This window comes from Streptomyces sp. NPDC014995 (genome assembly GCF_043080745.1).
Taxonomy (GTDB): domain Bacteria; phylum Actinomycetota; class Actinomycetes; order Streptomycetales; family Streptomycetaceae; genus Streptomyces.
The window spans coordinates 154141-179414 of record NZ_JBIBVX010000003.1 but is presented as its reverse complement, the minus strand read 5'-3'; the positions used below and the strand labels follow the sequence as shown (position 1 = coordinate 179414).

The 25274-nt window shown below is 70.1% G+C and carries 18 protein-coding genes; 9 read left to right on the top strand and 9 right to left on the bottom strand.

The genetic code is table 11. The annotated features are described in order from the left end of the window. Positions 1-158: 158 nt before the first annotated feature. Positions 159-1670: a depupylase/deamidase Dop gene (gene dop / locus ACF1A1_RS08230; protein WP_391646720.1), complete on the bottom strand. Its 1512-nt coding sequence runs from the start codon at positions 1668-1670 to the stop codon at positions 159-161. A gap of 229 nt (positions 1671-1899) precedes the next feature. Next, complete coding sequence (gene arc / locus ACF1A1_RS08225; protein WP_391646718.1) at positions 1900-3666, bottom strand: proteasome ATPase; 1767 nt, start codon at positions 3664-3666, stop codon at positions 1900-1902. Between the two features lie 243 nt (positions 3667-3909). Between arc and ACF1A1_RS08220 the strand changes: the two genes are divergently transcribed. After that, positions 3910-4215 (top strand): ferredoxin, encoded by a 306-nt coding sequence (locus ACF1A1_RS08220; protein ID WP_391646716.1) that lies wholly within the window; start codon positions 3910-3912, stop codon positions 4213-4215. A 56-nt stretch (positions 4216-4271) separates the two neighbouring features. On the opposite strand, the gene ACF1A1_RS08215 is transcribed toward ACF1A1_RS08220, so the two are convergent. The 3 genes from ACF1A1_RS08215 to ACF1A1_RS08205 all read right to left on the bottom strand — a co-directional run bounded on the left by ACF1A1_RS08215 (position 4272) and on the right by ACF1A1_RS08205 (position 7658). Next, complete coding sequence (locus tag ACF1A1_RS08215) at positions 4272-4847, bottom strand: hypothetical protein (RefSeq protein WP_391646714.1); 576 nt, start codon at positions 4845-4847, stop codon at positions 4272-4274. Between the two features lie 236 nt (positions 4848-5083). After that, positions 5084-5986, bottom strand: coding sequence for a tRNA (adenine-N1)-methyltransferase (locus tag ACF1A1_RS08210; RefSeq protein WP_031162116.1), 903 nt, complete (start codon positions 5984-5986; stop codon positions 5084-5086). Positions 5987-6044: 58 nt separating this feature from the next. Then, a complete protein-coding gene (locus ACF1A1_RS08205; protein ID WP_391646712.1) occupies positions 6045-7658 on the bottom strand; it encodes a site-2 protease family protein in 1614 nt (537 codons plus the stop codon). A 177-nt stretch (positions 7659-7835) separates the two neighbouring features. On the opposite strand from ACF1A1_RS08205, the gene ACF1A1_RS08200 reads away from it, so the two are divergent. Further along, the gene (locus ACF1A1_RS08200) at positions 7836-8801 is read left to right on the top strand and encodes a RecB family exonuclease (protein WP_391646710.1); all 966 of its coding nucleotides are present in this window, start codon (positions 7836-7838) and stop codon (positions 8799-8801) included. Between the two features lie 14 nt (positions 8802-8815). Continuing rightward, positions 8816-9487: a response regulator transcription factor gene (locus ACF1A1_RS08195; protein WP_055622869.1), complete on the top strand. Its 672-nt coding sequence runs from the start codon at positions 8816-8818 to the stop codon at positions 9485-9487. Between the two features lie 89 nt (positions 9488-9576). Here the strand turns inward: ACF1A1_RS08195 and ACF1A1_RS08190 are convergent, their stop codons facing one another. From ACF1A1_RS08190 to metH, 4 genes are all read right to left on the bottom strand, one after another. Further along, positions 9577-11157, bottom strand: a complete 1581-nt coding sequence (locus ACF1A1_RS08190; RefSeq protein ID WP_391646708.1) for an ABC transporter substrate-binding protein — start codon at positions 11155-11157, stop codon at positions 9577-9579. Positions 11158-11227: 70 nt separating this feature from the next. Then, positions 11228-12835 carry an ABC transporter substrate-binding protein gene (locus ACF1A1_RS08185; protein WP_391646706.1) on the bottom strand — a complete coding sequence of 536 codons (1608 nt, stop codon included), beginning with the start codon at positions 12833-12835 and terminating at the stop codon, positions 11228-11230. Between the two features lie 468 nt (positions 12836-13303). Next, on the bottom strand, positions 13304-14002 hold the full coding sequence (locus ACF1A1_RS08180) for an HAD family hydrolase (protein WP_391646704.1): 699 nt from the start codon (positions 14000-14002) through the stop codon (positions 13304-13306). 153 nt (positions 14003-14155) lie between these two features. Further along, on the bottom strand, positions 14156-17692 hold the full coding sequence (gene metH / locus ACF1A1_RS08175; protein WP_391646702.1) for a methionine synthase: 3537 nt from the start codon (positions 17690-17692) through the stop codon (positions 14156-14158). 296 nt (positions 17693-17988) lie between these two features. On the opposite strand from metH, the gene ACF1A1_RS08170 reads away from it, so the two are divergent. The 6 genes from ACF1A1_RS08170 (at position 17989) to ACF1A1_RS08145 (ending at position 25261) form a co-directional block, all read left to right on the top strand. Continuing rightward, a complete protein-coding gene (locus ACF1A1_RS08170) occupies positions 17989-18753 on the top strand; it encodes an IclR family transcriptional regulator (protein ID WP_391646700.1) in 765 nt (254 codons plus the stop codon). A 427-nt stretch (positions 18754-19180) separates the two neighbouring features. Beyond that, the gene (locus tag ACF1A1_RS08165) at positions 19181-19975 is read left to right on the top strand and encodes an MIP/aquaporin family protein (protein WP_391646698.1); all 795 of its coding nucleotides are present in this window, start codon (positions 19181-19183) and stop codon (positions 19973-19975) included. Between the two features lie 87 nt (positions 19976-20062). Continuing rightward, the gene (glpK, locus tag ACF1A1_RS08160) at positions 20063-21601 is read left to right on the top strand and encodes a glycerol kinase GlpK (RefSeq protein ID WP_391646696.1); all 1539 of its coding nucleotides are present in this window, start codon (positions 20063-20065) and stop codon (positions 21599-21601) included. A gap of 64 nt (positions 21602-21665) precedes the next feature. Further along, on the top strand, positions 21666-23282 hold the full coding sequence (locus ACF1A1_RS08155; RefSeq protein ID WP_391646694.1) for an FAD-dependent oxidoreductase: 1617 nt from the start codon (positions 21666-21668) through the stop codon (positions 23280-23282). Positions 23283-23511: 229 nt separating this feature from the next. Further along, on the top strand, positions 23512-24183 hold the full coding sequence (locus ACF1A1_RS08150) for a FadR/GntR family transcriptional regulator (protein WP_391646692.1): 672 nt from the start codon (positions 23512-23514) through the stop codon (positions 24181-24183). A 142-nt stretch (positions 24184-24325) separates the two neighbouring features. Continuing rightward, positions 24326-25261, top strand: coding sequence for a PAC2 family protein (locus ACF1A1_RS08145; RefSeq protein ID WP_391646690.1), 936 nt, complete (start codon positions 24326-24328; stop codon positions 25259-25261). Positions 25262-25274 lie beyond the last annotated feature (13 nt).

Genomic DNA, 25274 nt, shown 5'->3' with positions numbered 1-25274 from the left:
GGTCGACAGGTCGGCATCCTGCCGATCGGTGATGATCAGACCCTACAAGCCGGGTCCGACATCGGCCCCGCAGTTACTACAACGTACGGGGGCCACCTCGATGATTCCCTGCCGCAGGGGTTTCCACCCTGGCCGCCCGGGTCGGGCCCAGTGCCCGTTCAGCCGCCCGACAAGACCCTGACCAGGTCTTCTGCCGTGCGGCAGCGGTCCAGGAGCTCCTTGACGTGATTTCGCGTTCCGCGAAGCGGTTCCAGGGTTGGAACGCGCTGCAGGGAGTCCCTGCCGGGCAGGTCGAAGATCACCGAGTCCCAGGAGGCGGCCGCGACGTCGTCCGCGTACTGCTCCAGGCAGCGGCCGCGGAAGTACGCGCGGGTGTCCTCCGGGGGCTTCGACTTCGCCCGCTCGACCTCCGCCTCGTCCAGGAGCCGCTTCATGCGGCCGCGGGCCGCCAGCCGGTTGTAGAGGCCCTTCTCGGGCCGTACGTCGGCGTACTGGAGGTCCACGAGGTGCAGGCGGGCGGCGTCCCAGTCGAGGCTGTCACGGCGCCGGTAGCCCTCCATGAGCTCCCGCTTGGCGACCCAGTCCAGCTCGCCGGCGAGGCTCATCGGGTCGTTCTCCAGGCGCGTGAGGGTGTCCTCCCAGCGCGCCAGGACGTCCTTGGTCTGTTCGTCGGCGTCGGCGCCGAAGCGCTCCTCCACGTACTTGCGCGACAGCTCGAAGTACTCCATCTGCAACTGGACCGCGGTGAGTGTGCGGCCGCTGCGCAGGGTGACCAGGCGCTTGAGGGTCGGGTCGTGGGAGACCTGGTGGAGGGTGCGGACGGGCTGGTCGACGGCCAGGTCGACGGCGATGAAGCCGTCCTCGATCATGGACAGGACCAGGGCGGTCGTGCCCAGCTTGAGGTAGGTGGAGATCTCGGAGAGGTTCGCGTCGCCGATGATCACATGGAGGCGGCGGTACTTCTCCGCGTCGGCGTGGGGCTCGTCGCGCGTGTTGATGATCGGACGCTTGAGGGTGGTCTCCAGACCGACCTCGACCTCGAAGTAGTCCGCGCGCTGACTGAGCTGGAAACCGTGCTCGTGCCCGTCCTGGCCGATGCCGACGCGGCCCGCTCCGGCGAAGACCTGGCGGGAGACGAAGAAGGGCGTGAGGTGGCGCACGATGTCCGAGAAGGCGGTCTCCCGCTTCATCAGGTAGTTCTCGTGCGTGCCGTAGGAGGCGCCCTTGTTGTCGGTGTTGTTCTTGTAGAGGTGGATGGGCTGGGCGCCGGGGAGCGCGGCGGCCCGCTCGGCGGCCTCGGCCATGATCCGCTCGCCGGCCTTGTCCCAGAGGACGGCGTCGCGCGGGTTGGTGACCTCCGGGGCGCTGTACTCGGGGTGCGCGTGGTCGACGTAGAGGCGGGCGCCATTGGTGAGGATCACGTTGGCGAGGCCGATGTCCTCGTCGGTGAGCTGGCTGGCGTCGGCGGCCTCGCGGGCCAGGTCGAAGCCTCGCGCGTCCCGCAGCGGGTTCTCCTCCTCGAAATCCCAGCGGGCCCGGCGGGCCCGGTGCATCGCCGCCGCGTAGGCGTTGACGATCTGGGACGAGGTGAGCATGGCATTGGCGTTCGGGTGGCCGGGGACGGAGATCCCGTACTCCGTCTCGATGCCCATTACTCGCCGTACGGTCATGCGGCCCTCCTTGCCCGGCGGCACCCTCGGTCGTGGGCGCCGCTCAGATACCGCTGGCGCTCCGGTGCGTGTGCGGTGCCCGTCCCCGCACTGCGCCGGGCGATACGGAAGAGCCTAGAACGCCTCTGCGCTGGTGGGGAGATCATTTGCGTCATTGACTGCTCCAGCCGTGGCCCGAAAAGCAGTCGGCTGCGGGTACCCGGAAAGGGCACCCGCAGCCGCCCTGTTTTTACAGGTACTGTCCGGTGTTGGCCACCGTGTCGATGGAGCGTCCGGTGTCGGAACCCTGCTTTCCGGTGATCAGGGTGCGGATGTACACGATCCGCTCGCCCTTCTTTCCGGAGATCCGGGCCCAGTCGTCCGGGTTCGTGGTGTTCGGCAGGTCCTCGTTCTCCTTGAACTCGTCCACGCAGGCCTGGAGGAGGTGGGAAACGCGAAGGCCCTTCTGGTTCTTCTCCAGGAAGTCCTTGATCGCCATTTTCTTGGCGCGGCCCACGATGTTCTCGATCATGGCGCCGGAGTTGAAGTCCTTGAAGTAGAGGACTTCCTTGTCGCCGTTGGCGTAGGTGACTTCCAGGAAGCGGTTCTCCTCGGATTCGGCGTACATGTGTTCCACTGCCGTCTGGATCATGCTCTGGACGGTGGTGGTCTTGTCGCCGCCGTGCTCCCCGAGGTCGTCCGCGTGGAGCGGGAGGCGCTCGGTGAGGTACTTGCCGAAGATGTCCTTGGCCGCCTCGGCGTCCGGACGCTCGATCTTGATCTTCACGTCCAGCCGGCCGGGCCGCAGGATGGCCGGGTCGATCATGTCCTCGCGGTTGGAGGCGCCGATCACGACCACGTTCTGCAGGCCCTCCACGCCGTCGATCTCGGCGAGCAGCTGCGGGACGATGGTGTTCTCCACGTCCGAGCTGACACCCGAGCCACGGGTGCGGAAGAGGGACTCCATCTCGTCGAAGAAGACGATGACGGGGGTGCCCTCGCTGGCCTTCTCACGCGCCCGCTGGAAGACCAGGCGGATCTGCCGCTCGGTCTCGCCCACGTACTTGTTCAGCAGCTCGGGGCCCTTGATGTTGAGGAAGAAGCTCTTGCCCGCGGCCTGGCCGGTGACCTCGGCGACCTTCTTGGCCAGCGAGTTGGCGACGGCCTTGGCGATCAGCGTCTTGCCGCATCCGGGGGGCCCGTAGAGCAGGACACCCTTGGGCGGCCGCAGTTCGTGCTCCTTGAACAGGTCCGGGTAGAGGTACGGGAGCTCGACCGCGTCGCGGATGGCCTCGATCTGGCCGCCCAGGCCACCGATCTGCTCGTAGCCGATGTCCGGGACCTCTTCGAGAACGAGCTCCTCGACCTCGCTCTTCGGGACGACCTCGTAGACGTAGCCGGAGCGGGGCTCGAGCAGCAGGGCGTCGCCGGGGCGGATGGTGACGTCCAGCAGCGGCTCGGCGAGCCGTACCACCCGCTCCTCGTCGGTGTGCCCCACCACCAGGGCGCGCTCGCCGTCCTCGAGGATCTCCTTGAGGGTGACGATGTCGCCGACGCTCTCGTACTCCATGGCCTCGACCACGTTGAGCGCCTCGTTGAGCATCACTTCCTGGCCGCGCCGGAGCTCCTCGAGCTCGACGCTGGGGCTGACGTTCACCCGGAGCTTGCGGCCCCCGGTGAAGATGTCGGCCGTGCCGTCCTCGTTCGCCGCGAGGAAGACACCGAAGCCGGCCGGCGGCTGGGCGAGCCGGTCGACCTCCTCCTTGAGGGCCACGATCTGGTCGCGGGCCTCGCGGAGCGTGTTGGCGAGTCGCTCGTTCTGGGCGGACACGCCGGCCAGGTTGGTCTGCAGCTCGACGATCCGCTCTTCGAGAATCCTCGTGTGTCGCGGAGAGTCGGCGAGCTTGCGTCGCAGGACGGCGATCTCCTGCTCAAGGTAGGCAATCTGCCCGACGGGGTCCTCGGACCCTCGTCCCGGGCGGATGCCGCGGTTCATGTCGTCGTCGTGGGCTGCCACGGTCCTCACCTCCTCCAAGGGGAGCTGGACGCTTCCAGACCCTACCTGGGTGGGTGTCGATTGAAACCCCTAGATCACAAAGACTGTCGGGGTGTGTCCGATCTTCACCCTTGCGCTCTCCCTCACGCCAGGGGAATACCCACCGAACATGATTGGAAAGCGGCCGGAGGTAGGGTCGAAGTGTTCAACACCCGTCAGAGCCTGCATCGTTCCCGTGCGGCTCGGCAGTAAACGGCAGGAGATATGAGCGTGCAGCAGGAGGCCGGTGTCGGCGGCGAGGCGCTGGAGGTCTGGATCGATCAGGATCTCTGTACCGGCGACGGCATCTGCGCCCAGTACGCACCCGAGGTGTTCGAGCTGGACATCGACGGCCTGGCGTACGTCAAGAGCCCGGACGACGAGCTCCTCCAGGACAAGGGGGCCACGACGCCTGTTCCGTTGCCGCTGTTGACGGACGTGGTGGACTCGGCCCGGGAGTGCCCGGGCGAGTGCATCCATGTGCGCCGGGTTTCGGACAGCGTCGAGGTCTACGGCCCGGACGTCCAGTGAGCGCGCGCGTACGCCCTGTTACGACTGTCTGATTTCTCACAGCCCGATGGCCGGTCTCACACGCTGTGGGCACCGGCGGGCGTCGAGCGGACGAACGCGTCGTCCTTCCACTGCCACTTGGCGCTGTCCTTCACATCGGGGCAGCAACTGGGCACGTCGGCCGAGGAGTAGCCGAGGAGGGCGGCGAGGACGGCGCCGTCGTCGACGGAGAGGCCGGTGACGGTGAGGCGGTCCTTCGGGTCGACGAGGGTGGCCACCACGCGCGCGTGGGCGGCACCGGCGGCCCGGGTGAGGACGTAGACGCCGTCGGGCGGGGTGCCCATGGGGGCGTCGCAGTGGACCACGGCGACCGTCTCGGGCCTGCCGTCGCCGTCCAGGTCTCCGGAAGCCTGTTTCTCCACGAGGGCCTTGACCGGGCCGCACTCGATCGGGAAGTCGACGCCGGTGGTGGCCGGGGCGGCGGCGGTCACGGGGGCGGACCGGTGCTCCGGGCCGGTGGCCTGGACCGCCGTCGCCGGGTCGGGCTGGACGATCGAGGAGAGGGCGACGACGCCGGCCACGGCCGTGGCGGTCGCGACCCAGTGGATCGGCCGGGTGTGGGTGTGCGCCAGTTCCGGGACGGCGGAATGCACTAGGAGCGTCTCCTGTGAGGGCAGTGCCGGTGGGGTGGCCAGCATCGTGCCACACGTCACAGTGCGGGGGAACGGCGGGGTGCGAGATGTCGGACGGCGGCGCCGGGGGATCCCGTGCGGCGGGGCCGGGGGTTGCCGGGAGCCGGGCTCAACACAGCGGCGCCGTGGGCGAGTTCCCCCAGTAGTACGGGAACTCGGCCACGGCGCCGGTTCGTTGACCGCGGCACGTGGCCGTCTCAGCGGCCGGTGCCTCCGTCGGCGTTGGGGCCCGCGTAGTCCTCGCCGTAGGCGCCCTTGGCGGGGCGGCGGCGGCGCATGGGCGGCTCGACGCCGTCGGCGAGGCGACGGGCGGTGAGGAGGAAGCCGGTGTGGCCGATCATGCGGTGGTCCGGGCGGACGGCCAGGCCCTCGATGTGCCAGTTGCGGATCATCGTCTCCCAGGCGGTCGGCTCGTTGAAGCAGCCGATCTCGCGGATGGACTCGACGGTCCGGGCGAGCTGGGTGGTGGTCGCCACGTAGCAGCAGAGGATGCCGCCGGGGACGAGGGCCTTGGAGACGGCCTCGAGGCACTCCCAGGGGGCGAGCATGTCGAGGATGACCCGGTCGACGTCCGTGTCGGACAGGTTGTCCTGGAGGTCGCCGACGGTGAGCTGCCAGGCGGGGTGCGGGCCGCCGAAGTAGCGCTCCACGTTCTGCTGCGCGATCTCCGCGAAGTCCTCGCGGCGCTCGTAGGAGTGCAGCATGCCCTGGTCGCCGATGGCGCGCAGCAGGAAGCTGCTGAGCGAGCCGGAGCCGACGCCGGCCTCCACGACGCGCGCGCCGGGGAAGATGTCGGCGAAGGCGAGGATCTGCCCCGCGTCCTTGGGGTAGACGACGGCTGCCCCGCGGGGCATGGACAGGACGTAGTCGGGGAGCAGGGGGCGCAGCGCGAGGTAGGCGACGTTCCCGGTGGTGCGGACAACGCTGCCCTCGGGAGCGCCGATCAGTTCGTCGTGCGGGAAGGAACCCTTGTGGGTGTGGAAGTTCTTCCCGGCCTCGAGCGTGAACGTGTAGTGGCGGCCCTTGGGGTCGGTCAGCTGAACCTGGTCCCCGACCTTGAAGGGCCCGCGCCTGCGGGCGGCACCGGTCGGTTCGGACATGTGACCAGCCTACCGGCGTTTTAGGGGGCCGCCGACCACCGTTTCGGCAGAGCGGGGCTCAGCTGGGGCGGGCCATCGCCTTGACGAAGGCGCGCTCCACGTCGGCCGCGGACAGGACGCCGTAGATCTCGCCGGTCTCCTCCACCACCAGGTACTCGGTGGCGGGGGTGGCGCGCAGGGCGTCCAGGAGGTCCTCGCCGGCCAGCTCGGCGGAGACGCGCATGCCGTCGGTGAGCTCCTGGGCGAGGCCGCTGACGGCGACCCAGGGGCGGCGGTGTTCGGGTACGCCGACGATGGCGGCCTCGCGGACCAGGGAGAGGGGTTCGCCGTGGGCGTCGACGACGACCAGGGCGCGGGCGCCGGCATCGTTGGCGCGGCGCAGGGCCTCGGAGAGCGGGGTGTCGGACTCGACGGGGACCGCGCGGCGGGTGAGGTTGCGGGCGCGCAGCTCGGGGAGGTGTTCGCGCAGGCGGGCCATGCGCAGGCTGTTGCCGGCGCCGGTCCAGATGATCGCGGCGAGGATGGCGGCGAGCAGGGCGTCCATGACCGTGTCCATGCCGACGCTGTCCTCGGCGGACTCCCCGAGCGCCCCGGACTGGGTCAGCAGGGGCAGTCCGATGAGGACGGAGACGGCGAGGGCACGGCCGACCCAGGCGGCGGCGACGGTGCCGCTCATGGGCTTGCCGGTGATCTTCCAGACGACGGCGCGGAGCATGCGGCCGCCGTCGAGGGGGAGGCCGGGCAGGAGGTTGAAGACGGCCACGATGAGGTTGGAGACCATCAGGCCGGCCAGCAGGACGCCGGGGACCGTGCCGGGCTCGACGGGCTGGAGGGCGAGGTAGAAGAGACCGGACAGGGCCAGGGAGAGGAGCGGACCGACGAAGGCCAGCCAGAACTCCCGGCCCGGCGTCTCGGCCTCCTTCTCGATCTCCGAGACGCCGCCGAAGAACTGCAGCTGGATGCGGCGGACCGGGAGCTTGAAGCGGAGGGCGGCGACCGTGTGGGCGAGCTCGTGGACGAGGACGGACGCATAGAAGGCGACCGCGAAGAAGAGGGAGACGAGGTAGCGGGCGGCGCCGAGTTCGGGCAGCACGCGGTCGAGCTGGCCGCCGAACACCCAGGTGATCAGCGCGGCGACGAGGAACCAGCTGGGGGCCACGTAGACGGGCACGCCGAAGGGACGCCCCATCAGCAGGCCTCCGCGGGGCTCCGGGGGGCGCGGGGGGCGGCCCCTGGAGGGGGCGGGCGCTTCGCCGAGGGCGGGGGCGTCGCCCGGGTCGCCGTGGGTGTGGGCTCGGGGGTGATCGGGGTGGAGGTCGGCCGGGGCGGCTGATCTGGAGGGAGGGGAAGCGGGCGTGGGGGCGGGGGCGGGGCCGGGGGCGGCCGGCGTGGTGCCGGAGGCGTCGGAGGCCTGTCCCGCCCCGTCCGCGGCTCCTTCCTGCGCGGAACCGTGCGATTCCCGCTGCGCGGAACCGTGCGCTTCCTGCTTCGCGAGAGCGTCCTGTTCCCTCTGCGCGGGAGCGTCCGCGTCCGCCGCGGAAGGCTCCTCCGGCGCGACCGGCTCCACGGGACGCTCCTCGGGCGTCGGCGGCGGGGGCGCAGGTGTCACGGAGCGCTCGGCCGACTCTTCGCTGTCCGGCCGCGGCCGCCCGCTCCCGCCGCTTTCCACCACGGTGTCCCCTCGTTCGCTGCAACTCCCGCTCGTGCCGGGCGGGAAGGGTCTCAGGACCGATGGTATGCGTCCGTCGTGACGCGTTTCGCCCCGGCACCCCCGGTGTTTTCCCGGTCGTCCCCGGTGCCCGGGCCGCGAGTGGGTGACTGTCAGTGGCGGGCCGTAAGGTCTGTGGGCATGGAGAGCAGCAGCGAGGGCGTCGCCGAGGCGGGCGACGACGGTGTCGTCCAGGCCCCACCGCAGGTGGGTGTACCGGAGGCGGTGGTCGGCGAGGGCGAAAAGACCTTCGTCGCCATACCGCCCGCCTCGCTCTCGCCCTCGCGCGCGGGCGACTTCATGCAGTGCCCGCTGCTGTACCGGTTCCGGGTCATCGACCGGCTGCCGGAGAAGCCGAGCGCGGCGGCCACCAAGGGGACGCTGGTGCACGCGGTCCTTGAGCGGCTGTTCGACGCCCCGGCGGTCGAGCGGACGGCGCCCCGGGCCAAGGCGCTCATTCCCGGTCAGTGGGACCGGCTGCGCGAGTCACGGCCGGAGCTCGTGGAGCTGTTCGCCGACGATCCGGAGGGCGAGCGGCTGGCGGGCTGGCTGACGGAGGCCGAGCGGCTGGTCGAGCGGTGGTTCACGCTGGAGGATCCGACCCGGCTGGAACCGGCCGAGCGGGAGCTGTTCATCGAGGCCGAGCTGGAGTCGGGGCTGACCCTGCGCGGGATCATCGACCGGGTCGACGTGGCGCCCACCGGCGAGGTGCGGATCGTCGACTACAAGACGGGCAAGGCACCGAGGCCGGAGTACGCCGAGGGCGCGCTGTTCCAGATGAAGTTCTACGCCCTCGTGGTCTGGCGCCTGAAGAAGGTGATCCCGCGGCGGCTGCAACTGGTGTACCTGGGCAGCGGAGACGTCCTGACGTACGACCCGGTCCTCGCCGACCTGGAGCGTGTGGAGCGCAAGCTGCTCGCGTTGTGGGAGGCGATCCGGCTGGCGACGGAGACGGGTGACTGGCGGCCACGGCCGACGAAGCTGTGCGGCTGGTGCGACCACCAGGCGCACTGCCCGGAGTTCGGCGGCACTCCCCCGCCCTATCCACTGCCGGTGAGGGCGGCCGAGTCCGGTGCCGGCGCGCAGGGCAGAATGGGGCCGGACTAGCGAAGGAGACTTACGTGGCCATCCGCGTCCTACTGGTCGACGACCAGCCGCTGCTGCGTACCGGCTTCCGGATGATCCTGGAGGCGGAGCAGGACCTCGCGGTGGTCGGCGAGGCCGGCGACGGCCTCCAGGCCCTCGACCAGGTGCGGGCCCTGCAGCCCGACGTGGTTCTGATGGACATCCGCATGCCCCGCATGGACGGGGTCGAGGCGACCCGGCAGATCACCGGGCCGGGCCGGGACGGTCCGGCGAAGGTGCTGGTGCTGACCACCTTCGACCTCGACGAGTACGTGGTGGAGGCACTGCGGGCCGGGGCGAGCGGGTTCCTGCTCAAGGACGCGCCCGCCACCGAACTCGTCCAGGCGATCCGGGTGGTGGCCGCCGGCGAGGCGATGCTCGCGCCGAGCATCACCCGTCGGCTGCTCGACAAGTACGCCACGCATCTGCCGTCCGGTGACGAGCCGGTGCCGGACACCCTGCACACGCTCACCGACCGCGAGGTCGAGGTGCTGAAGCTGGTGGCGCGGGGGCTGTCGAACGCCGAGATCGCCGCCGACCTGTTCGTCAGCGAGACCACCGTCAAGACGCACGTCGGGCATGTGCTGACCAAGCTGGGTTTGCGCGACCGGGTGCAGGCCGCGGTGTACGCGTACGAGAGCGGGCTGGTGCGCCCCGGCGCGCAGTAGCACGGCGTACGGACCCCGTCCCACACGGCGCGGAGGGCGCCCCTTCCTGACGAGGGGCGCCCTCCGCGTGCGTGGGGACCGGCCGTGCCTCAGCCCTTGTTGAGCTCCCAGAAGCGGAAGACCGTGGAGGCGTCGAGGCAGTTCTCCAGGCCGTAGACGTCGTCGTGGACGACGGCGTACTGCTTGGCCTGCCAGACCGGGAGGACGGGCAGCTGCTCGGCGACGATGTCCTGGAGCCGGGCGTAGTCCTCGTCGGTGGAGGAACGGTTGCTCTCGGCCGCGGTGCGCGGGATGAGCGTGCCGGTGATCGTGCTGTTGGCGTAGTTGTTGTCCAGCACGTTGCCCTCGCCGAAGAAGGGTGCGGTGAAGTTGTCGGCGTCCGGGTAGTCGGGCACCCAGCCCTTGACGTACACGCCGTACTTGCCCTCGGCGACGTCCTTCTCGTACTGGTCGTAGGCGACGGACTTCACGTCGGCGTCGAACAGGCCGCTGGCGTTGAGCTGGGCGGCTATGGCCTTCAACTCGTCGTCGGTGGCGGGGCCGTAGCGGGAGGGGGTCGACCAGAGGGTGAGCTTCACCTTGCCGCTGATGCCCTCCTTCTGGAGCGCGGCGGCTGCCTTGGCCTGCGAGGGGCGGGCGCCGTAGCGGTCGAAGAAGGCCGTGTTGTGGCCGGCGATGCCGGCCGGGATGATCGAGTACAGCGGGTCGGCGGTGCCCTGGTAGACGTCCTTGATGAGGGCCTCGCGGTCGATCAGGTAGGCGATGGCCTGGCGGACGCCGAGCTTTCCGGCGACGGGGTCGTCCATGTTGAAGACGAGGTGCTGGACCTCGGCGCTGCTGCCCTCGACGACCTCGACGCCGGAGCTGTCGTTGCTCGCCTCGATGGCGGAGATCCCGGCGGCGGTGAGGCCTCGGTAGGCGATGTCGACCTTGTCGTCGAGGAGGGCCTTCTCCAGGCCCCTCTGGTCGCCGTGGAAGAACTTCAGGGTGACGCCGGTGTTCTGTACCTCGGCGGTGCCCTTGTAGTTCTCGTTGACGGAGAAGACGGCCTCGTCCTCGCTGAAGGAGTCCAGCTTGTAGGGGCCGGAGCCGACGGCCTCGCCGTCCTCGCGCAGGCCGTCGGCGTCGTACGAGCGGTGGTCGACGATGGAGCCGGCGCCCGAGGCGATCTTGCTGGGGAAGGTGGCGTCGGGGACCTTCAGCTTGAAGACGACGGTCTTGTCGTCCGGCGTCTCGACCTTGTCGAGCATGGGGAACATGATCGCGGGGCCGGCGTCGTCGTTGATCTCCAGCATGCGGTCGAAGGAGAACTTGACGTCCTTTGAGGTGAGCGCGTCACCGTTGCTGAACTTCAGACCGTCCTTCAGCGTGCACTCGTAGACCTTGGTCCGGGTGTCGGTGAAGGAGCACTCCTGCGCCGCGTCGGGCTCGGGTTCGGTGCCGCCCTTGGGGAAACTCAGCAGCGACTGGAAGACGTTGTTGAACAACAGCCAGGAGCCGGGGTCGTAGCCGGACGCGGGGTCCGTGGCCAGGACGTCGTCGGACATCCCCATGACCACGGAGGAGCCGTCGCCCCCGGAGTCCCCGCTCTCCGTGCCGCAGCCGGTCAAGAGGCCGGAGGCCAGTCCCGCCACGATCGGCAGGACCGGCCACTGGTTGCGCATATTCACTTGCGTGTGCCTTGTCGTCGTTCTCGTAACCCGGGGGCCCTGGTCGAAGGCCTCGGGCATGGGGGGATCCTCAGCCGCTCACGCCGCGGGAGAGCTCCCACAGCTGAAGGGACGCGGAGGAGTTGAGCACGTAGGCCGAGCCCGTGACGTCGCCGCGGGAGGCGACGTACTGCTTGCCCTGCCACAGCGGCAGGACCGGAACGTCCTCGGCGACGATGTCCTGAATCTTCGTCAGGCTCTTGGCCGCGGAGAGGCGGTCGGCCTCCCGGCGGGACTCGGGGATCAGCTTGTCGATGATCTCGCCGTTGGCGTAGGGGGACTTGAGGAAGTTGTCCTTGTCGAGGAACGGCGCGACGAAGTTGTCGGCGTCGGGGAAGTCGGGGAACCAGCCCATGCCGTAGACCGCGTACTCACCCTTGCGTTCGGCGGGGACGAACGCGTCCCAGGGAGTGCCCCGGAGGGAGACGTCGAACAGGCCACTGTCGTTCAGCTGCTTCTGGAGCTGCTCGAACTCCTTCTTGGTGGCCGGGCCGTAGTGGTCGGTCGTGTAGTTCAGCGTCAGCTTCACGGGGGTGCTGACGTCGGCCTTCTCCAGCAGCGCCTTGGCCTTGGCGACGCTGGGGGCGCCGTAGGTGTTCAGGAACGCGTTGGAGTGGCCGGTGACGGAGGCCGGGACCAGCGAGTAGAGCGGTTCGGCCTGGGTGCCGTAGACCTCGGAGACGAGTTCGCTGCGGTCGATGAGCTGGGCCATGGCCTGGCGGACGGCCTTGGTCTTCACGACCGGGGCGGTGGTGTTGAAGGCCAGGTAGCGGATCTCCAGGCCGGCCAGTTCGACCAGGTCGACGCTGTCGTCGGTGGAGGACTCGGAGAGCTTCTGGATCTGCGCCGGCGACATGGTGCGGGTCATGAGGTCGATGTCGCCCTTGTCGAGGGCGGTGCCCATCGCGTCGGCGTCCGTGAAGGAGACCATCTCGACCTTGTCGTTCTTCACGTTCAAGGTCCCCTTGTAGGTGGGGTTCTTGGTGAAGACGGCCTTGGTCATCTCGTCGCCGTCGGTCTCGGCCTTGAGGGTGTACGGGCCCGAGCCGTCGACCGCGAAGCCGTCCCGCAGCTTGTCCTTGGCGTAGTCGTCGGGGTTGACGATGCCGGCGACCGGGGTCGAGAGCTTGAACGGGAAGGTGGCGTCGGCGGTCCTGAGGTGGAAGATGACCTCGTCGTCGCCCTGGGTCTCGACCGTGTCGATGGTGGACAGCAGGGCGAACACGCCGGAGTCGGCCTTGATGGCGCGGGCGCGGTCGATGGAGAACTTCACGTCCTCGGCGGTGATGGCGTCGCCGTTGGAGAACTTCAGACCGTCGCGCAGCTTGCAGGCGTAGCGCTCGTTGCCGCTGTCGGTGAAGCCGCAGCTCTCGGCGGCCTCCGGGACGGGGTCGCCCTCGCCCTTGGGCTGGATCATCAGGGTCTGCACGGTCTGGCGCAGGATGTTCCAGGAGCCGACGTCGTAGGAGTACGCCGGGTCGAGCGGCGCCGGGGCGTCCTTCGTGGCGGTGAACCGGTCGGTGGTGCCCACGACGATGGCGTCGCCACTGCCGCTCCCGCTGTCGGTCCCGCCGCAGGCGGCGAGGGCGGGCGCGAGCAGGCCGACCACGGCCGGCAGCACCAAAGTCTTGCGGTTCATGCTCGAGTTTCTCCAGAGCTGTCAAGTCCGTGTACCCGGCATGCAGGGGTGTCGCGGCCGATCACGGGGGTAAGGGCGATGTTTCCGCGACGAGATTAGTCCGCACCTGCACGAGGGCTCGCAGCCACCGGAGTTGAAACCCCATCACGCAGCGAAGCCGGGTGCCGACACACCGAGAGGCCGACTGCGGAATGATTCGTACAGCGTCTCATCAATCGGGACACAAGGGCACGTCCACACTCTCCGAACAGAGGTGCAAAGCACACGGAAGCGCGCCTGTCGACCCCCTGCCAGGTGGGGAACGTCACACCCTCAAGGGGGTGCGCGCGGAGCGGAATTGAGCCGTCGGCGATCACCCGAATTCACCGCGCGCACACGCGCCGAATTCCCGAGTTGTCGGCGGTGCACGCTGGGTGAACGTCTATCGGAATCCCGTCGTTGAACGATCACCAATGATCGTCCCGGTGATCATCGGAGCGGCATCAGACCACGCAGAAATGTCAGGTCGACCTCTTCCAGCGAGGCCACGACGGTGCGCCGGGCGGCCGGGGCGATCGGCGCCACGGAGGGCACGGCGACGACATGGCAGCCCGCCGCCTCGGCCGCGGCGACCCCGGTCGCGGTGTCCTCGACGACGGCGCATCTGGTCGGATCCGCGCCGAGCCCGGCGGCGGCGAGCAGATAGGGGTCGGGGTGCGGCTTGGTGCGCGCGACCTCGTCGCCGGCCACGGTCAGGGCGAAGTGCTGGGGGCCCAGCGAGGCGAGGACGCGGTCGATGATGCGCCGGTGCGAGGCGGAGACGAGGGCCGTGGGGACCTCGTGCTCGGCCAGTTCGGCCAGCAGCCGGGCGGCTCCCGGCATCAGCGGCAGGGCGCGTCCGATGCGGTCCTCGAACCCTTCGTTGAGCAGGACGGTGAGTTCGGCGAGGGTGATGTCGGCGCCGGTCGCCTCGATCAGGAACCCGGCACTGCGGGCCATCGGCCCGCCGACCACGACGTGGCGCCAGGAGTCGTCCAGGGCGTGGCCGAGGCCGGCGAAGACCTCGACCTCGACGTCCCACCAGAAACCCTCGGTGTCCACCAGGGTGCCGTCCATGTCGAGGAGCACGGCCTGAAGGGCGGAGCCCTCCGCCGTACGGATTCCTGGTGCGGGAACCGTGCTGGTCATCCACGTACCTCCTTGAGGGACGAGCAGGCCGGTTGCCTGTTCTCGCAAAGAGGCAACCGGCCTGCTGTGGACCGACCAGTGTACGACGACTCGGATCAGTGTGCGGCGCGGGACGCGCTTCACCGTGCACGCGGCGTCACCGTGCGTGAGATGTCACCGTGCGTTGAAGTACTTCGCCTCGGGGTGGTGGATCACGATGGCGTCCGTGGACTGCTCGGGGTGGAGCTGGAACTCCTCCGACAGGTGGACGCCGATCCGCTCGGGCCGGAGCAGCTCGGCGATCTTGGCGCGGTCCTCCAGGTTGGGGCAGGCGCCGTAGCCCAGGGAGAAGCGGGCGCCGCGGTACTTCAGGGCGAACATGTCCTCGATCCCGGCCGGGTCCTCGCCCGCGAAGCCCAGTTCGGCGCGCACGCGCGCGTGCCAGTACTCGGCGAGCGCCTCCGCCAACTGCACGGACAGGCCGTGCAGTTCGAGGTAGTCGCGGTAGGAGTTGGCCTCGAAGAGCTTCGCGGTCTCCTCGCCGATGCGGGAGCCGACGGTGACCACCTGGAGGCCGACGACATCGGTCTCCCCCGACTCCTGCGGGCGGAAGAAGTCCGCGAGGCACAGCCGGCGGCCGCGGCGCTGGCGCGGGAAGGTGAAGCGGGTCCGCTCGTTGCCGTGTTCGTCCAGCAGGATCAGGTCGTCGTCCTTGGACACGCACGGGAAGTAGCCGTAGACCACGGCGGCCTCGAGGAGGTTCTCGGTCTGGAGCCTGTCCAGCAGGCCGCGCAGCCGCGGCCGGCCCTCGGTCTCGACCAGTTCCTCGTACGTCGGCCCGTCGCCGGTGCGGGCCTGCTTGAGGCCCCACTGGCCCTTGAACAGGGCGCCCTCGTCCAGCCAGGAGGCGTACTCCTTGAGCTGGATGCCCTTGATGACGCGGGTGTCCCAGAACGGCGGGGTGGGCACGGGGTTGTCGGTGGCGACGTCGGAGCGGACGTTGCCCTCCGGCCCCGCGGCGCCGGCCGCCGACGCCAGGGCGTCCTCGCCCTCGGCGGCGGCGGACCGGACCCGGCGCTGCCTCAGCTCCGGCAGCTTCGCCCCGGGCACGCCCCGCTTGACGCCGATGAGGGCGTCCATCAGGCGCAGGCCCTCGAAGGCGTCGCGGGCGTAGCGGACCTCGCCCTCGTAGATCTCGTGCAGGTCCTGCTCGACGTAGGCGCGGGTCAGGGCGGCGCCGCCGAGGATGACCGGGTAGTTCGCCGCCAGGCCGCGCTGGTTGAGCTCCTCCAGGTTCTCCTTCATGATCACCGTGGACTTGACCAGGAGCCCGGACATGCCGATGACGTCGGCGCGGTGCTCCTCGGCCGCCTCCAGGATCGCGGAGACCGGCTGCTTGATGCCGAGGTTGACGACGTTGTAGCCGTTGTTGGACAGGATGATGTCGACGAGGTTCTTGCCGATGTCGTGGACGTCGCCGCGGACGGTGGCGAGGACGATGGTGCCCTTGCCCTCGGCGTCGGACTTCTCCATGTGCGGTTCGAGATGGGCGACCGCGGCCTTCATGACCTCGGCGGACTGGAGGACGAACGGCAGCTGCATCTGGCCGGAGCCGAACAGCTCGCCGACGACCTTCATGCCGTCCAGGAGGGTCTCGTTGACGATGTCGAGCGCCGGGCGGCTCAGCAGGGCCTCGTCGAGGTCGGCCTCCAGGCCGTTGCGCTCGCCGTCGATGATGCGGCGCTTGAGGCGCTCCTCCAGCGGCAGGGCGGCGAGTTCCTCGGCCTTGCCGGCCTTCAGGGACTTGGCGGTGGCGCCCTCGAAGAGCTGCATCAGCTTCTGGAGGGGGTCGTAGCCCTCGGCGCGGCGGTCGTAGATCAGGTCGAGGGCCGTGCCGACCTCTTCCTCGCTGAAGCGGGCGATCGGCAGGATCTTCGACGCGTGGACGATCGCCGAGTCGAGGCCCGCCTTGACGCACTCGTCGAGGAAGACGGAGTTCAGCAGGATGCGGGCGGCCGGGTTGAGTCCGAAGGAGATGTTGGACAGGCCCAGGGTGGTCTGGACGTCGGGACGGCGGCGCTTGAGCTCGCGGATCGCCTCGATGGTGGCGATGCCGTCCTTGCGGGACTCCTCCTGGCCGGTACAGATGGTGAAGGTCAGGCAGTCGATGAGGATGTCCGACTCGTGGACGCCCCAGTTCGCCGTCAGGTCCTCGATCAGCCGCTCGGCGATCTCGACCTTCTTCTCTGCGGTGCGGGCCTGGCCCTCCTCGTCGATGGTCAGCGCGATCAGGGCCGCGCCGTGCTCCCGGGCCAGCCGGGTGACCTTCGCGAACCGCGACTCGGGGCCGTCGCCGTCCTCGTAGTTCACGGAGTTGATGACCGCGCGGCCGCCCAGCTTCTCCAGACCCGCCCGCAGGACCTCCACCTCGGTGGAGTCCAGCACGATCGGCAGGGTGGAGGCGGTGGCGAGGCGCCCGGCCAGTTCCTCCATGTCGGCGACGCCGTCGCGGCCGACGTAGTCCACGCAGAGGTCGAGCATGTGCGCGCCCTCGCGGATCTGCTCGCGGGCCATCTCCACGCAGTCGTCCCAGCGGCCCTCCAGCATGGCCTCGCGGAACTTCTTGGAGCCGTTGGCGTTGGTGCGCTCGCCGATGGCCAGGTACGAGGTGTCCTGGCGGAAGGGGACCGTCTGGTAGAGGGAGGCGGCGCCCGGCTCGGGACGCGGGCTGCGCTCGGCGGGGGTGAGGTCGCGGACGCGCTCGACGACCTGGCGCAGGTGCTCGGGGGTGGTGCCGCAGCAGCCGCCGATGAGGGACAGGCCGTAGTCGCGGACGAAGTTCTCCTGCGCGTCGGCCAGGCCCTCGGGGCCGAGGGGGAAGTGGGCGCCGTCCTTGGTGAGGATGGGCAGGCCCGCGTTCGGCATGCACAGCAGCGGGATGCGGGAGTGGCGCGTGAGGTAGCGCAGGTGCTCGCTCATCTCGGCCGGACCGGTGGAACAGTTCAGGCCGATCATGTCGATGCCGAGCGGCTCCAGCGCGGTGAGCGCGGCGCCGATCTCGGAGCCGAGGAGCATGGTGCCGGTGGTCTCGAACGCCATGGAGACCAGCAGGGGCACCTCGGTGCCGGTCGCCTCCATGGCGCGGCGGGCGCCGAGGACGGAGGCCTTCGTCTGGAGCAGGTCCTGGGTGGTCTCCACGATCAGGGCGTCGGCGCCGCCGGCGAGCAGCCCCTCGGCGTTGGCCTGGAAGCCCTCGCGGAGCGTGGCGTACGGGACGTGACCGAGGGTGGGCAGCTTGGTGCCGGGGCCGATGGAGCCCAGCACCCAGCGCTGACGTCCGTCGCAGCCGGTGTACGCGTCCGCGCTCTCGCGGGCGATGCGGGCACCGGCCTCGGACAGTTCGAAGACGCGGTCGGCGATGTCGTACTCGGCCATGGCCGCGTGGTTGGCGCCGAAGGTGTTGGTCTCGACGCAGTCCACGCCGGCGTCGAAGTACGCCTCGTGGACGGAGCGGACGATGTCGGGCCGGGTGAGGTTGAGGATCTCGTTGCAGCCCTCGAGGTTCTCGAAGTCCTCGAGGGTGGGCTCCTGGGCCTGGAGCATGGTGCCCATGGCTCCGTCGGCGACCACCACACGGGTGGCGAGGGCCTCGCGGAGCGCGGACACACGAGTCCGGCTGTCGGCGGAAGGGGTCGGCGGCACAGAGGCCATGAAGGGGCTCCCTTTGGTGCGACGGCTGTCGGCTTTGCCTCACCTCGGAACGCGTGCCGGACGGCTTCCCGAGGAGAGCGCACGCCGCCAGGGTAGCCGGGACCGGGGGCTTATGGTCAGGGCGTCCACGGGACGGACGAGGATGGCGTTCCCGTCACTGGTGAGAGACGAGTGACAGAACACTATTGACCGACCATTAGCGGGAGGTCGTCATGGACCGGTAGTGTTCGACATTGCCGAACGACGGTGGCGCTAGCTGCGCGTGGACGGCCCAAGGGGACGGAGGCAGGACGGCGATGGCACGGAACATCCAGTCGCTCGAACGGGCGGCCGCGATGCTGCGGCTGCTCGCGGGTGGCGAGCGACGGCTCGGCCTCTCGGACATCGCCTCGGCCCTGGGCCTGGCCAAGGGCACCGCCCACGGCATCCTGCGCACCCTCCAGCAGGAGGGTTTCGTCGAACAGGACGACGCCTCCGGGCGCTACCAGCTGGGCGCGGAACTGCTGCGCCTGGGCACCACCTATCTCGACGTGCACGAGCTGCGGGCGCGGGCCCTGGTGTGGACGGACGACCTGGCCCGGTCCAGCGGCGAGAGCGTCCACCTCGGCGTGCTGCACCAACAGGGCGTGCTGGTCGTGCACCACGTCTTCCGCCCCGACGACAGCCGGCAGGTCCTGGAGATCGGGGCCATGCAGCCGCTGCACTCCACGGCCCTGGGCAAGGTGCTGTCCGCCTACGACCCGGTCGCGCACAGCGAGGCGCTGGAGGCCGACCGCAAGCCCTTCACGGACCGCACGGTGTGCGAGCTGGACGACTTCGAGCGGCTCCTCGACGTCACGCGCGCGCGTGGGTACGCGGCGGACGTCGAGGAGACCTGGGAGGGCGTCGCCTCCATCGCCGCGCCCATCCACGACCGGCGGCGGATGCCGGTGGGGGCGGTGGGCATCACCGGGGCGGTGGAGCGGGTGTGCCCGGAGGGCGAGGTGCGGCCCGAGCTGATCGCGGCGGTGCGGGACTGTGCCCGCGCGGTGTCGCGGGACCTGGGAGCCGGGCGGTTCTGAGGGGCCGACGGCTCCGGGAGAAGCAGGGCTTCCAAGAAGCGGGAAGGACCGGGCCGGGACGTCGTACGACGTTCCGGCCCTCGTCATGCCCGCGGCGACCGGCCGGTGCGGGGCATGTGGCCCTGTGGCGCACCGGCCGGCGCGGGGCATGGCGCCCTGTGGCGCACCGGCCGGCGCGCCCGCTCGCGGACCGATAGCCGGCATCGATCAGTAACGATCGGGTTTTCGATAACAGAACTCTTGACGCACCCGTAACGCCGCAGCAAGACTCCCGTCCATCGGTCGGCATTGTCGAACACCTACCGGCAATACGCGCTAGAGTGTGGCAACGCCAAGGGCCGGCATCGCTCTCACCCCCTGAGGGCGCCAGACCCCCTGAGGGACACGGGGGTTCGGCTTCCCTGGACGAAGGACAAAGGAGTCGCGGGTGTCCAGCTCCGACATCTTCATCGGCGAGACCATCGGTACCGCCATACTCATCCTGCTCGGCGGAGGCGTCTGTGCCGCCGTCACGCTGAAGGCCTCCAAGGCCCGAAACGCCGGCTGGCTCGCCATCACCTTCGGGTGGGGTTTCGCCGTTCTGACGGCCGTCTACACCTCGGCGCCGCTCTCCGGCGCCCACCTGAACCCGGCCGTGACGCTCGCGATCGCCATCAAGGACGGCGACTGGGGCAACGTTCCCACCTACTGGGCCGGACAGGTGCTCGGCGCCATGATCGGCGCGGCCCTGGTGTGGGTCGCCTACTACGGCCAGTTCCACGCGCACCTCACCGACCGCGAGATCGTCGGCGGTCCGGGCGCGCAGGCCACGGCGGCCAAGGCCGTGGAGGCCCAGGAGAAGGGCGCCGGCCCGGTGCTCGGCATCTTCTCCACCGGCCCGGAGATCCGCAACGCGGTGCAGAACCTCGCCACGGAGATCGTCGGCACCGTGGTGCTGGTGCTCGCCGTCCTCACGCAGGGCCTGAACGACGCGGGCAACGGTCTCGGCACCCTGGGTGCGCTGGTCACCTCGCTCGTGGTGGTCTCGATCGGTCTGTCCCTGGGCGGGCCCACCGGCTACGCGATCAACCCGGCCCGTGACCTCGGTCCGCGTATCGTGCACGCCCTCCTGCCCCTGCCGAACAAGGGCGGCTCCGACTGGGGCTACGCCTGGGTGCCGGTGGTCGGTCCGCTGATCGGCGGCGCGATCGCCGCGGGCATCTACAACGTCGCCTTCGCCTAGGAATCCGCGGCTTCGGCCGCACGGCAGGCACGCGCCGTACGTACCGTACGTACCGCCCCTCGACCACGGAACTTTCAGGAGCACACAGTGACCGACGCCCACACCGCCGGCCCCTTCATCGCCGCCATCGACCAGGGCACCACCTCCAGCCGCTGCATCGTCTTCGACCGGGACGGCCGGATCGTCTCCGTCGACCAGAAGGAGCACGAGCAGATCTTCCCGAAGCCGGGCTGGGTCGAGCACGACGCCAACGAGATCTGGACCAACGTCCAGGAGGTCGTCGCCGGCGCCATCGCGAAGGCCGGCATCACCCGCGACGACATCAAGGCCATCGGCATCACCAACCAGCGCGAGACCACGCTGCTGTGGGACAAGAACACCGGTGAGCCCGTCCACAACGCCATCGTCTGGCAGGACACCCGCACCGACGCCCTCTGCAAGGACCTCGGCCGCAACGTCGGTCAGGACCGCTTCCGCCGCGAGACCGGTCTGCCGCTGGCCTCCTACTTCGCCGGCCCGAAGGCCCGCTGGCTGCTGGACAACGTCGAGGGCCTGCGCGAACGCGCCGAGGCCGGCGACATCCTCTTCGGCACCATGGACACCTGGGTCATCTGGAACCTGACCGGCGGTGTCGACGGCGGCAAGCACTACACCGACGTCACCAACGCCTCCCGCACCCTCCTCATGAACCTCCACACCCTGGAGTGGGACGAGAAGATCGCGGAGTCCATCGGCGTCCCGATGGCGATGCTCCCGGAGATCCGCTCCTCCGCCGAGGTCTACGGCGAGGTCACCGGCGGCAAGCTCGGCGACCTGCTCGGCGGCATCCCGGTCGCCTCCGCGCTCGGCGACCAGCAGGCGGCCCTGTTCGGCCAGACCTGCTTCTCCGAGGGCGAGGCGAAGTCGACGTACGGCACCGGCACGTTCATGCTGATGAACACCGGTGAGAAGATCATCAACTCGTACTCCGGCCTGCTCACCACCGTCGGCTACCGCATCGGCGACGACAAGCCGGTCTACGCCCTCGAGGGCTCGATCGCCGTGACCGGTTCGCTGGTGCAGTGGATGCGCGACCAGATGGGCCTGATCTCCACCGCCGCCGAGATCGAGACGCTCGCGCTCTCCGTCGAGGACAACGGCGGCGCGTACTTCGTGCCGGCCTTCTCCGGCCTGTTCGCCCCGTACTGGCGCTCCGACGCCCGCGGTGTGATCGCCGGCCTCACCCGGTACGTCACCAAGGCGCACCTCGCGCGCGCCGTCCTGGAGGCCACGGCCTGGCAGACCCGTGAGATCACCGACGCCATGACGAAGGACTCCGGCGTCGAGCTCGCGGCTCTCAAGGTCGACGGCGGCATGACCTCCAACAACCTGCTGATGCAGACCCTCTCGGACTTCCTGGACGCGCCGGTGGTGCGTCCGATGGTCGCCGAGACCACCTGCCTCGGCGCCGCCTACGCCGCCGGCCTCGCCGTCGGCTTCTGGAACAGCACCGACGACCTGCGCGCCAACTGGCGGCGGGCCGCCGAGTGGACCCCCCGCATGGACGCGGAGAGCCGCGACCGTGAGTACAAGAGCTGGCTCAAGGCCGTCGAGCGGACCATGGGCTGGCTCGAGGACGAGAACTGACGAGAGCCGGCAAGAGCCCGCGGAAGGCTCCGACACCCGCTCTGATGAGGAGTAAGAACCCGATATGACCAGTCAGTCCACCCTGCAGTCCGTGCCTGCCCTGGGCACGCGCCCGGCCTCCGGCTCGAACCCGAGCCGAGCCGAGACCCGGGAGCAGCTCGCCAAGGCGTCGTACGACCTTCTCGTGATCGGCGGCGGCATCCTGGGCATCTCCACCGCCTGGCACGCCGCGCAGTCCGGCCTCAGGGTGGCACTGGTCGACGCCGGCGACTTCGCCGGTGCCACCTCCTCCGCCTCCTCCAAGCTGCTCCACGGCGGTCTGCGCTACCTGCAGACCGGCGCGGTGAAGCTGGTCGCGGAGAACCACTTCGAGCGCCGTGCGGTCTCCCGCCAGGTGGCCCCCCACCTGGCGAACCCGCTCACCTTCTACCTCCCCGTGTACAAGGGCGGGCCGCACGGCGCGGCGAAGCTCGGGGCGGGCGTCTTCGCCTACTCCGCCCTGTCGGCCTTCGGCGACGGCGTGGGGCACCTGCTCTCGCCCTCGAAGGCCGCGCAGGACGTGCCCGAGCTGCGCACCGAGAACCTCAAGGCCGTCGCCGTGTACGGCGACGACCAGATGAACGACGCCCGCATGGCGCTGATGACGGTCCGCGCGGCCGTCGAGGCGGGCGCGGTCGTCATGAACCACGCCGAGGTCAGCGGCCTGCGCTTCACCAGGGGCCGGGTCACCGGTGCCGAGCTGCGCGACCGGCTCTCCGGTGACGAGTTCGGCGTCGACGCCCGTCTGGTGCTGAACGCCACCGGCCCGTGGGTGGACCACCTGCGCCGGATGGAGGACCCGAACGCGGCCCCGTCCATCCGCCTCTCGAAGGGCGCGCACCTGGTCCTGAAGCGCACCTCGCCCTGGAAGGCGGCGCTGGCGACCCCGATCGACAAGTACCGCATCACCTTCGCCCTGCCCTGGGAGGACATGCTCCTGCTCGGCACCACGGACGAGGAGTACGAGGGCGATCCGGGCGACGTCGCCGTCAACGACAACGACATAGCCCAGATCCTGGACGAGGCCGCGTTCTCCATCCGGGACCAGCAGCTCGACCGCGACCTCATCACGTACGCCTTCGCGGGCCTGCGGGTGCTGCCGGGCGGGCCCGGCGACACGGCGAAGGCCAAGCGCGAGACCGTCGTCACCGAGGGCAGGGGCGGGATGCTGTCGGTCGCGGGTGGCAAGTGGACGACCTTCCGCCACATCGGCCGTACGGTCATGCAGAAGCTGGAGTCCCTGCCGGGACACCCGCTCGGTGACGACTTCGAGCCGATCTCCTCCCTGCCGAAGAAGCTGCCGCTGCCGGGTGTCGCCAACCCGCGCGCGGTCGCCCACCGGCTCCTGGTCGACCACCCGGCGCCCGGCCCGCGCATGGCCGCCGACACCGCCAGGCACCTGGCCACGCACTACGGTTCGCTGGCCTTCGACATCGCCCGCCTGGCGAACGAGAACCCCGAGCTGGGCGAGCGCGTCCACCCCGACGCCCCCGAGATCTGGGCCCAGGTCGTCTACGCCCGCGACAACGAGTGGGCGCAGACCCCGGACGACGTGCTGCGCCGCCGGACGACGCTGACGATCCGCGGCCTGGCCACGGACGACGTCCGCGCCAGGATCCAGGACCTGCTCGACAAGAAGTAGGCACGAGCAGGAAACAGACCCTTCGCCGGCCCACTTCCCTGACCGGGGCCGGCACCGAGGGACGGCCCCCTCCGCACCGGGGCCGGCACCACACGAGGGGCGGCTCCACGCCGATGGAGCCGCCCCTCGCGCATGCCGGCCTCCCCCGTCGGCGAAGTCGGGGAGACGAGCCCCCATAATGACGCCTAGACATCCGATGTCTGGGCTGAGAACACCAGGGAGGCCGGTCATGGCAGTCACCGACGAGGCGATCGAGAAGATCAAGGGCATGATCGTCAGCGGTGCGCTGCGCCCCGGGGACCGGCTGCCCAAGGAGAGCGAGCTCGCCGCCGATCTGGGCCTGTCCCGCAACTCCCTGCGGGAGGCGGTGCGCGCCCTGTCGCTGATCCGCATCCTGGACGTACGGCAGGGCGACGGCACCTATGTGACCAGCCTCGATCCCCAACTGCTCCTGGAGGCGCTGAGCTTCGTCGTCGACTTCCACCGCGACGACACGGTCCTGGAGTTCCTGGCCGTGCGCCGCATCCTGGAGCCGGCCGCGACGGCGATGGCCGCGCCGCGCATCAGCGAACAGCAACTTGACGCCCTTGATGCGCAGTTGGCCAAGCTGGGTGCCCAACCGTCGGTGGAGGAGCTGGTCGCCTGCGATCTGGAGTTCCACCGCGGCATCGTGCAGAGCGCCGGCAACTCGGTGCTGTGCTCCCTCCTCGACGGCCTGTCGGGGCCCACCACCCGGGCCCGGATCTGGCGCGGACTGACCCAGGAGGACGCGGTCGCCGGCACCCTGCGCGAGCACCGCGCGATCCTCGCGGCGCTTCGCGACCGGGACGCCGAGGCGGCCCGGTCGTGGGCGACCGTGCACATCGCGAGCGTGGAGCAGTGGCTCAGGTCGAGCCTGTGAGCGGCTTGGTCCGGGGGGTGTTCCGGGGTGGGGAACGGGGCAGTGATCCGTTCACTCCCCTGTGCAAGGGGGCTGCGGGCGCCCCCGCGGGACGCCGTAAGGTTGGGTGGTCAAGCGAGGGCACGTCGGAAGGAGGCGCTGGGTGATCGAGCTCGAGGGGGTTCCCGAGCTGATCGACCCGGTCATGGTGGCCGCGTTCGAGGGCTGGAACGATGCCGGCGACGCCGCCTCCACCGCGGTCGCGCACCTGGAGAGGGAGTGGAAGGGCGAGGTGTTCGCGGCGCTGGACGCCGAGGACTACTACGACTTCCAGGTGAACCGCCCCACGGTGTTCATGGACGCCGGCGTCCGCAAGATCACCTGGCCGACGACAAGGTTGTCGGTGGTGCGGGTCGGCGGCGAGAAGCCGCGCGACCTGGTGCTGGTGCGCGGCATCGAACCGTCCATGCGCTGGCGCTCGTTCTGCAACGAGCTGCTCGGCTTCGCGCACGAGCTGGGCGTGGAGCTGGTGGTCATCCTGGGCGCCCTGCTCGGCGACACCCCGCACACGCGTCCCGTTCCGATCAGCGGGACCACCTCCGACGCCGACCTGGCCCGCCGGATGGACCTGGAGGAGACCAAGTACGAGGGTCCCACGGGCATCGTCGGCGTCCTGCAGGAGGCGTGCACGCACGCGGGTGTGCCCGCGGTCAGCCTCTGGGCGGCCGTGCCGCACTACGTCTCGCAGCCGCCGAACCCGAAGGCGACGCTGGCCCTCCTCAACCGTCTGGAAGACCTGATCGACGTGCGCATTCCGCTGGGCGAACTGCCCGAGGACGCGCGTGCGTGGCAGGTCGGTGTGGACCAGCTGGCGGCGGAGGACACCGAGGTCGCCGAGTACGTGCAGACGCTGGAGGAGGCCCGGGACACGGCGGAGCTGCCGGAGGCCTCGGGCGAGGCGATCGCGCGCGAGTTCGAGCGGTACCTCAGGCGCCGGGACGGCGGTGGTCCGCCCGCCCCCGGGGAGCGGACGCGGCCGCCGAAGCCGCCGAAGCCGAGCGGGGAGAACGTCGACGACGACGATTCGTCGGAGGACTGAGCGGAGCGGACAG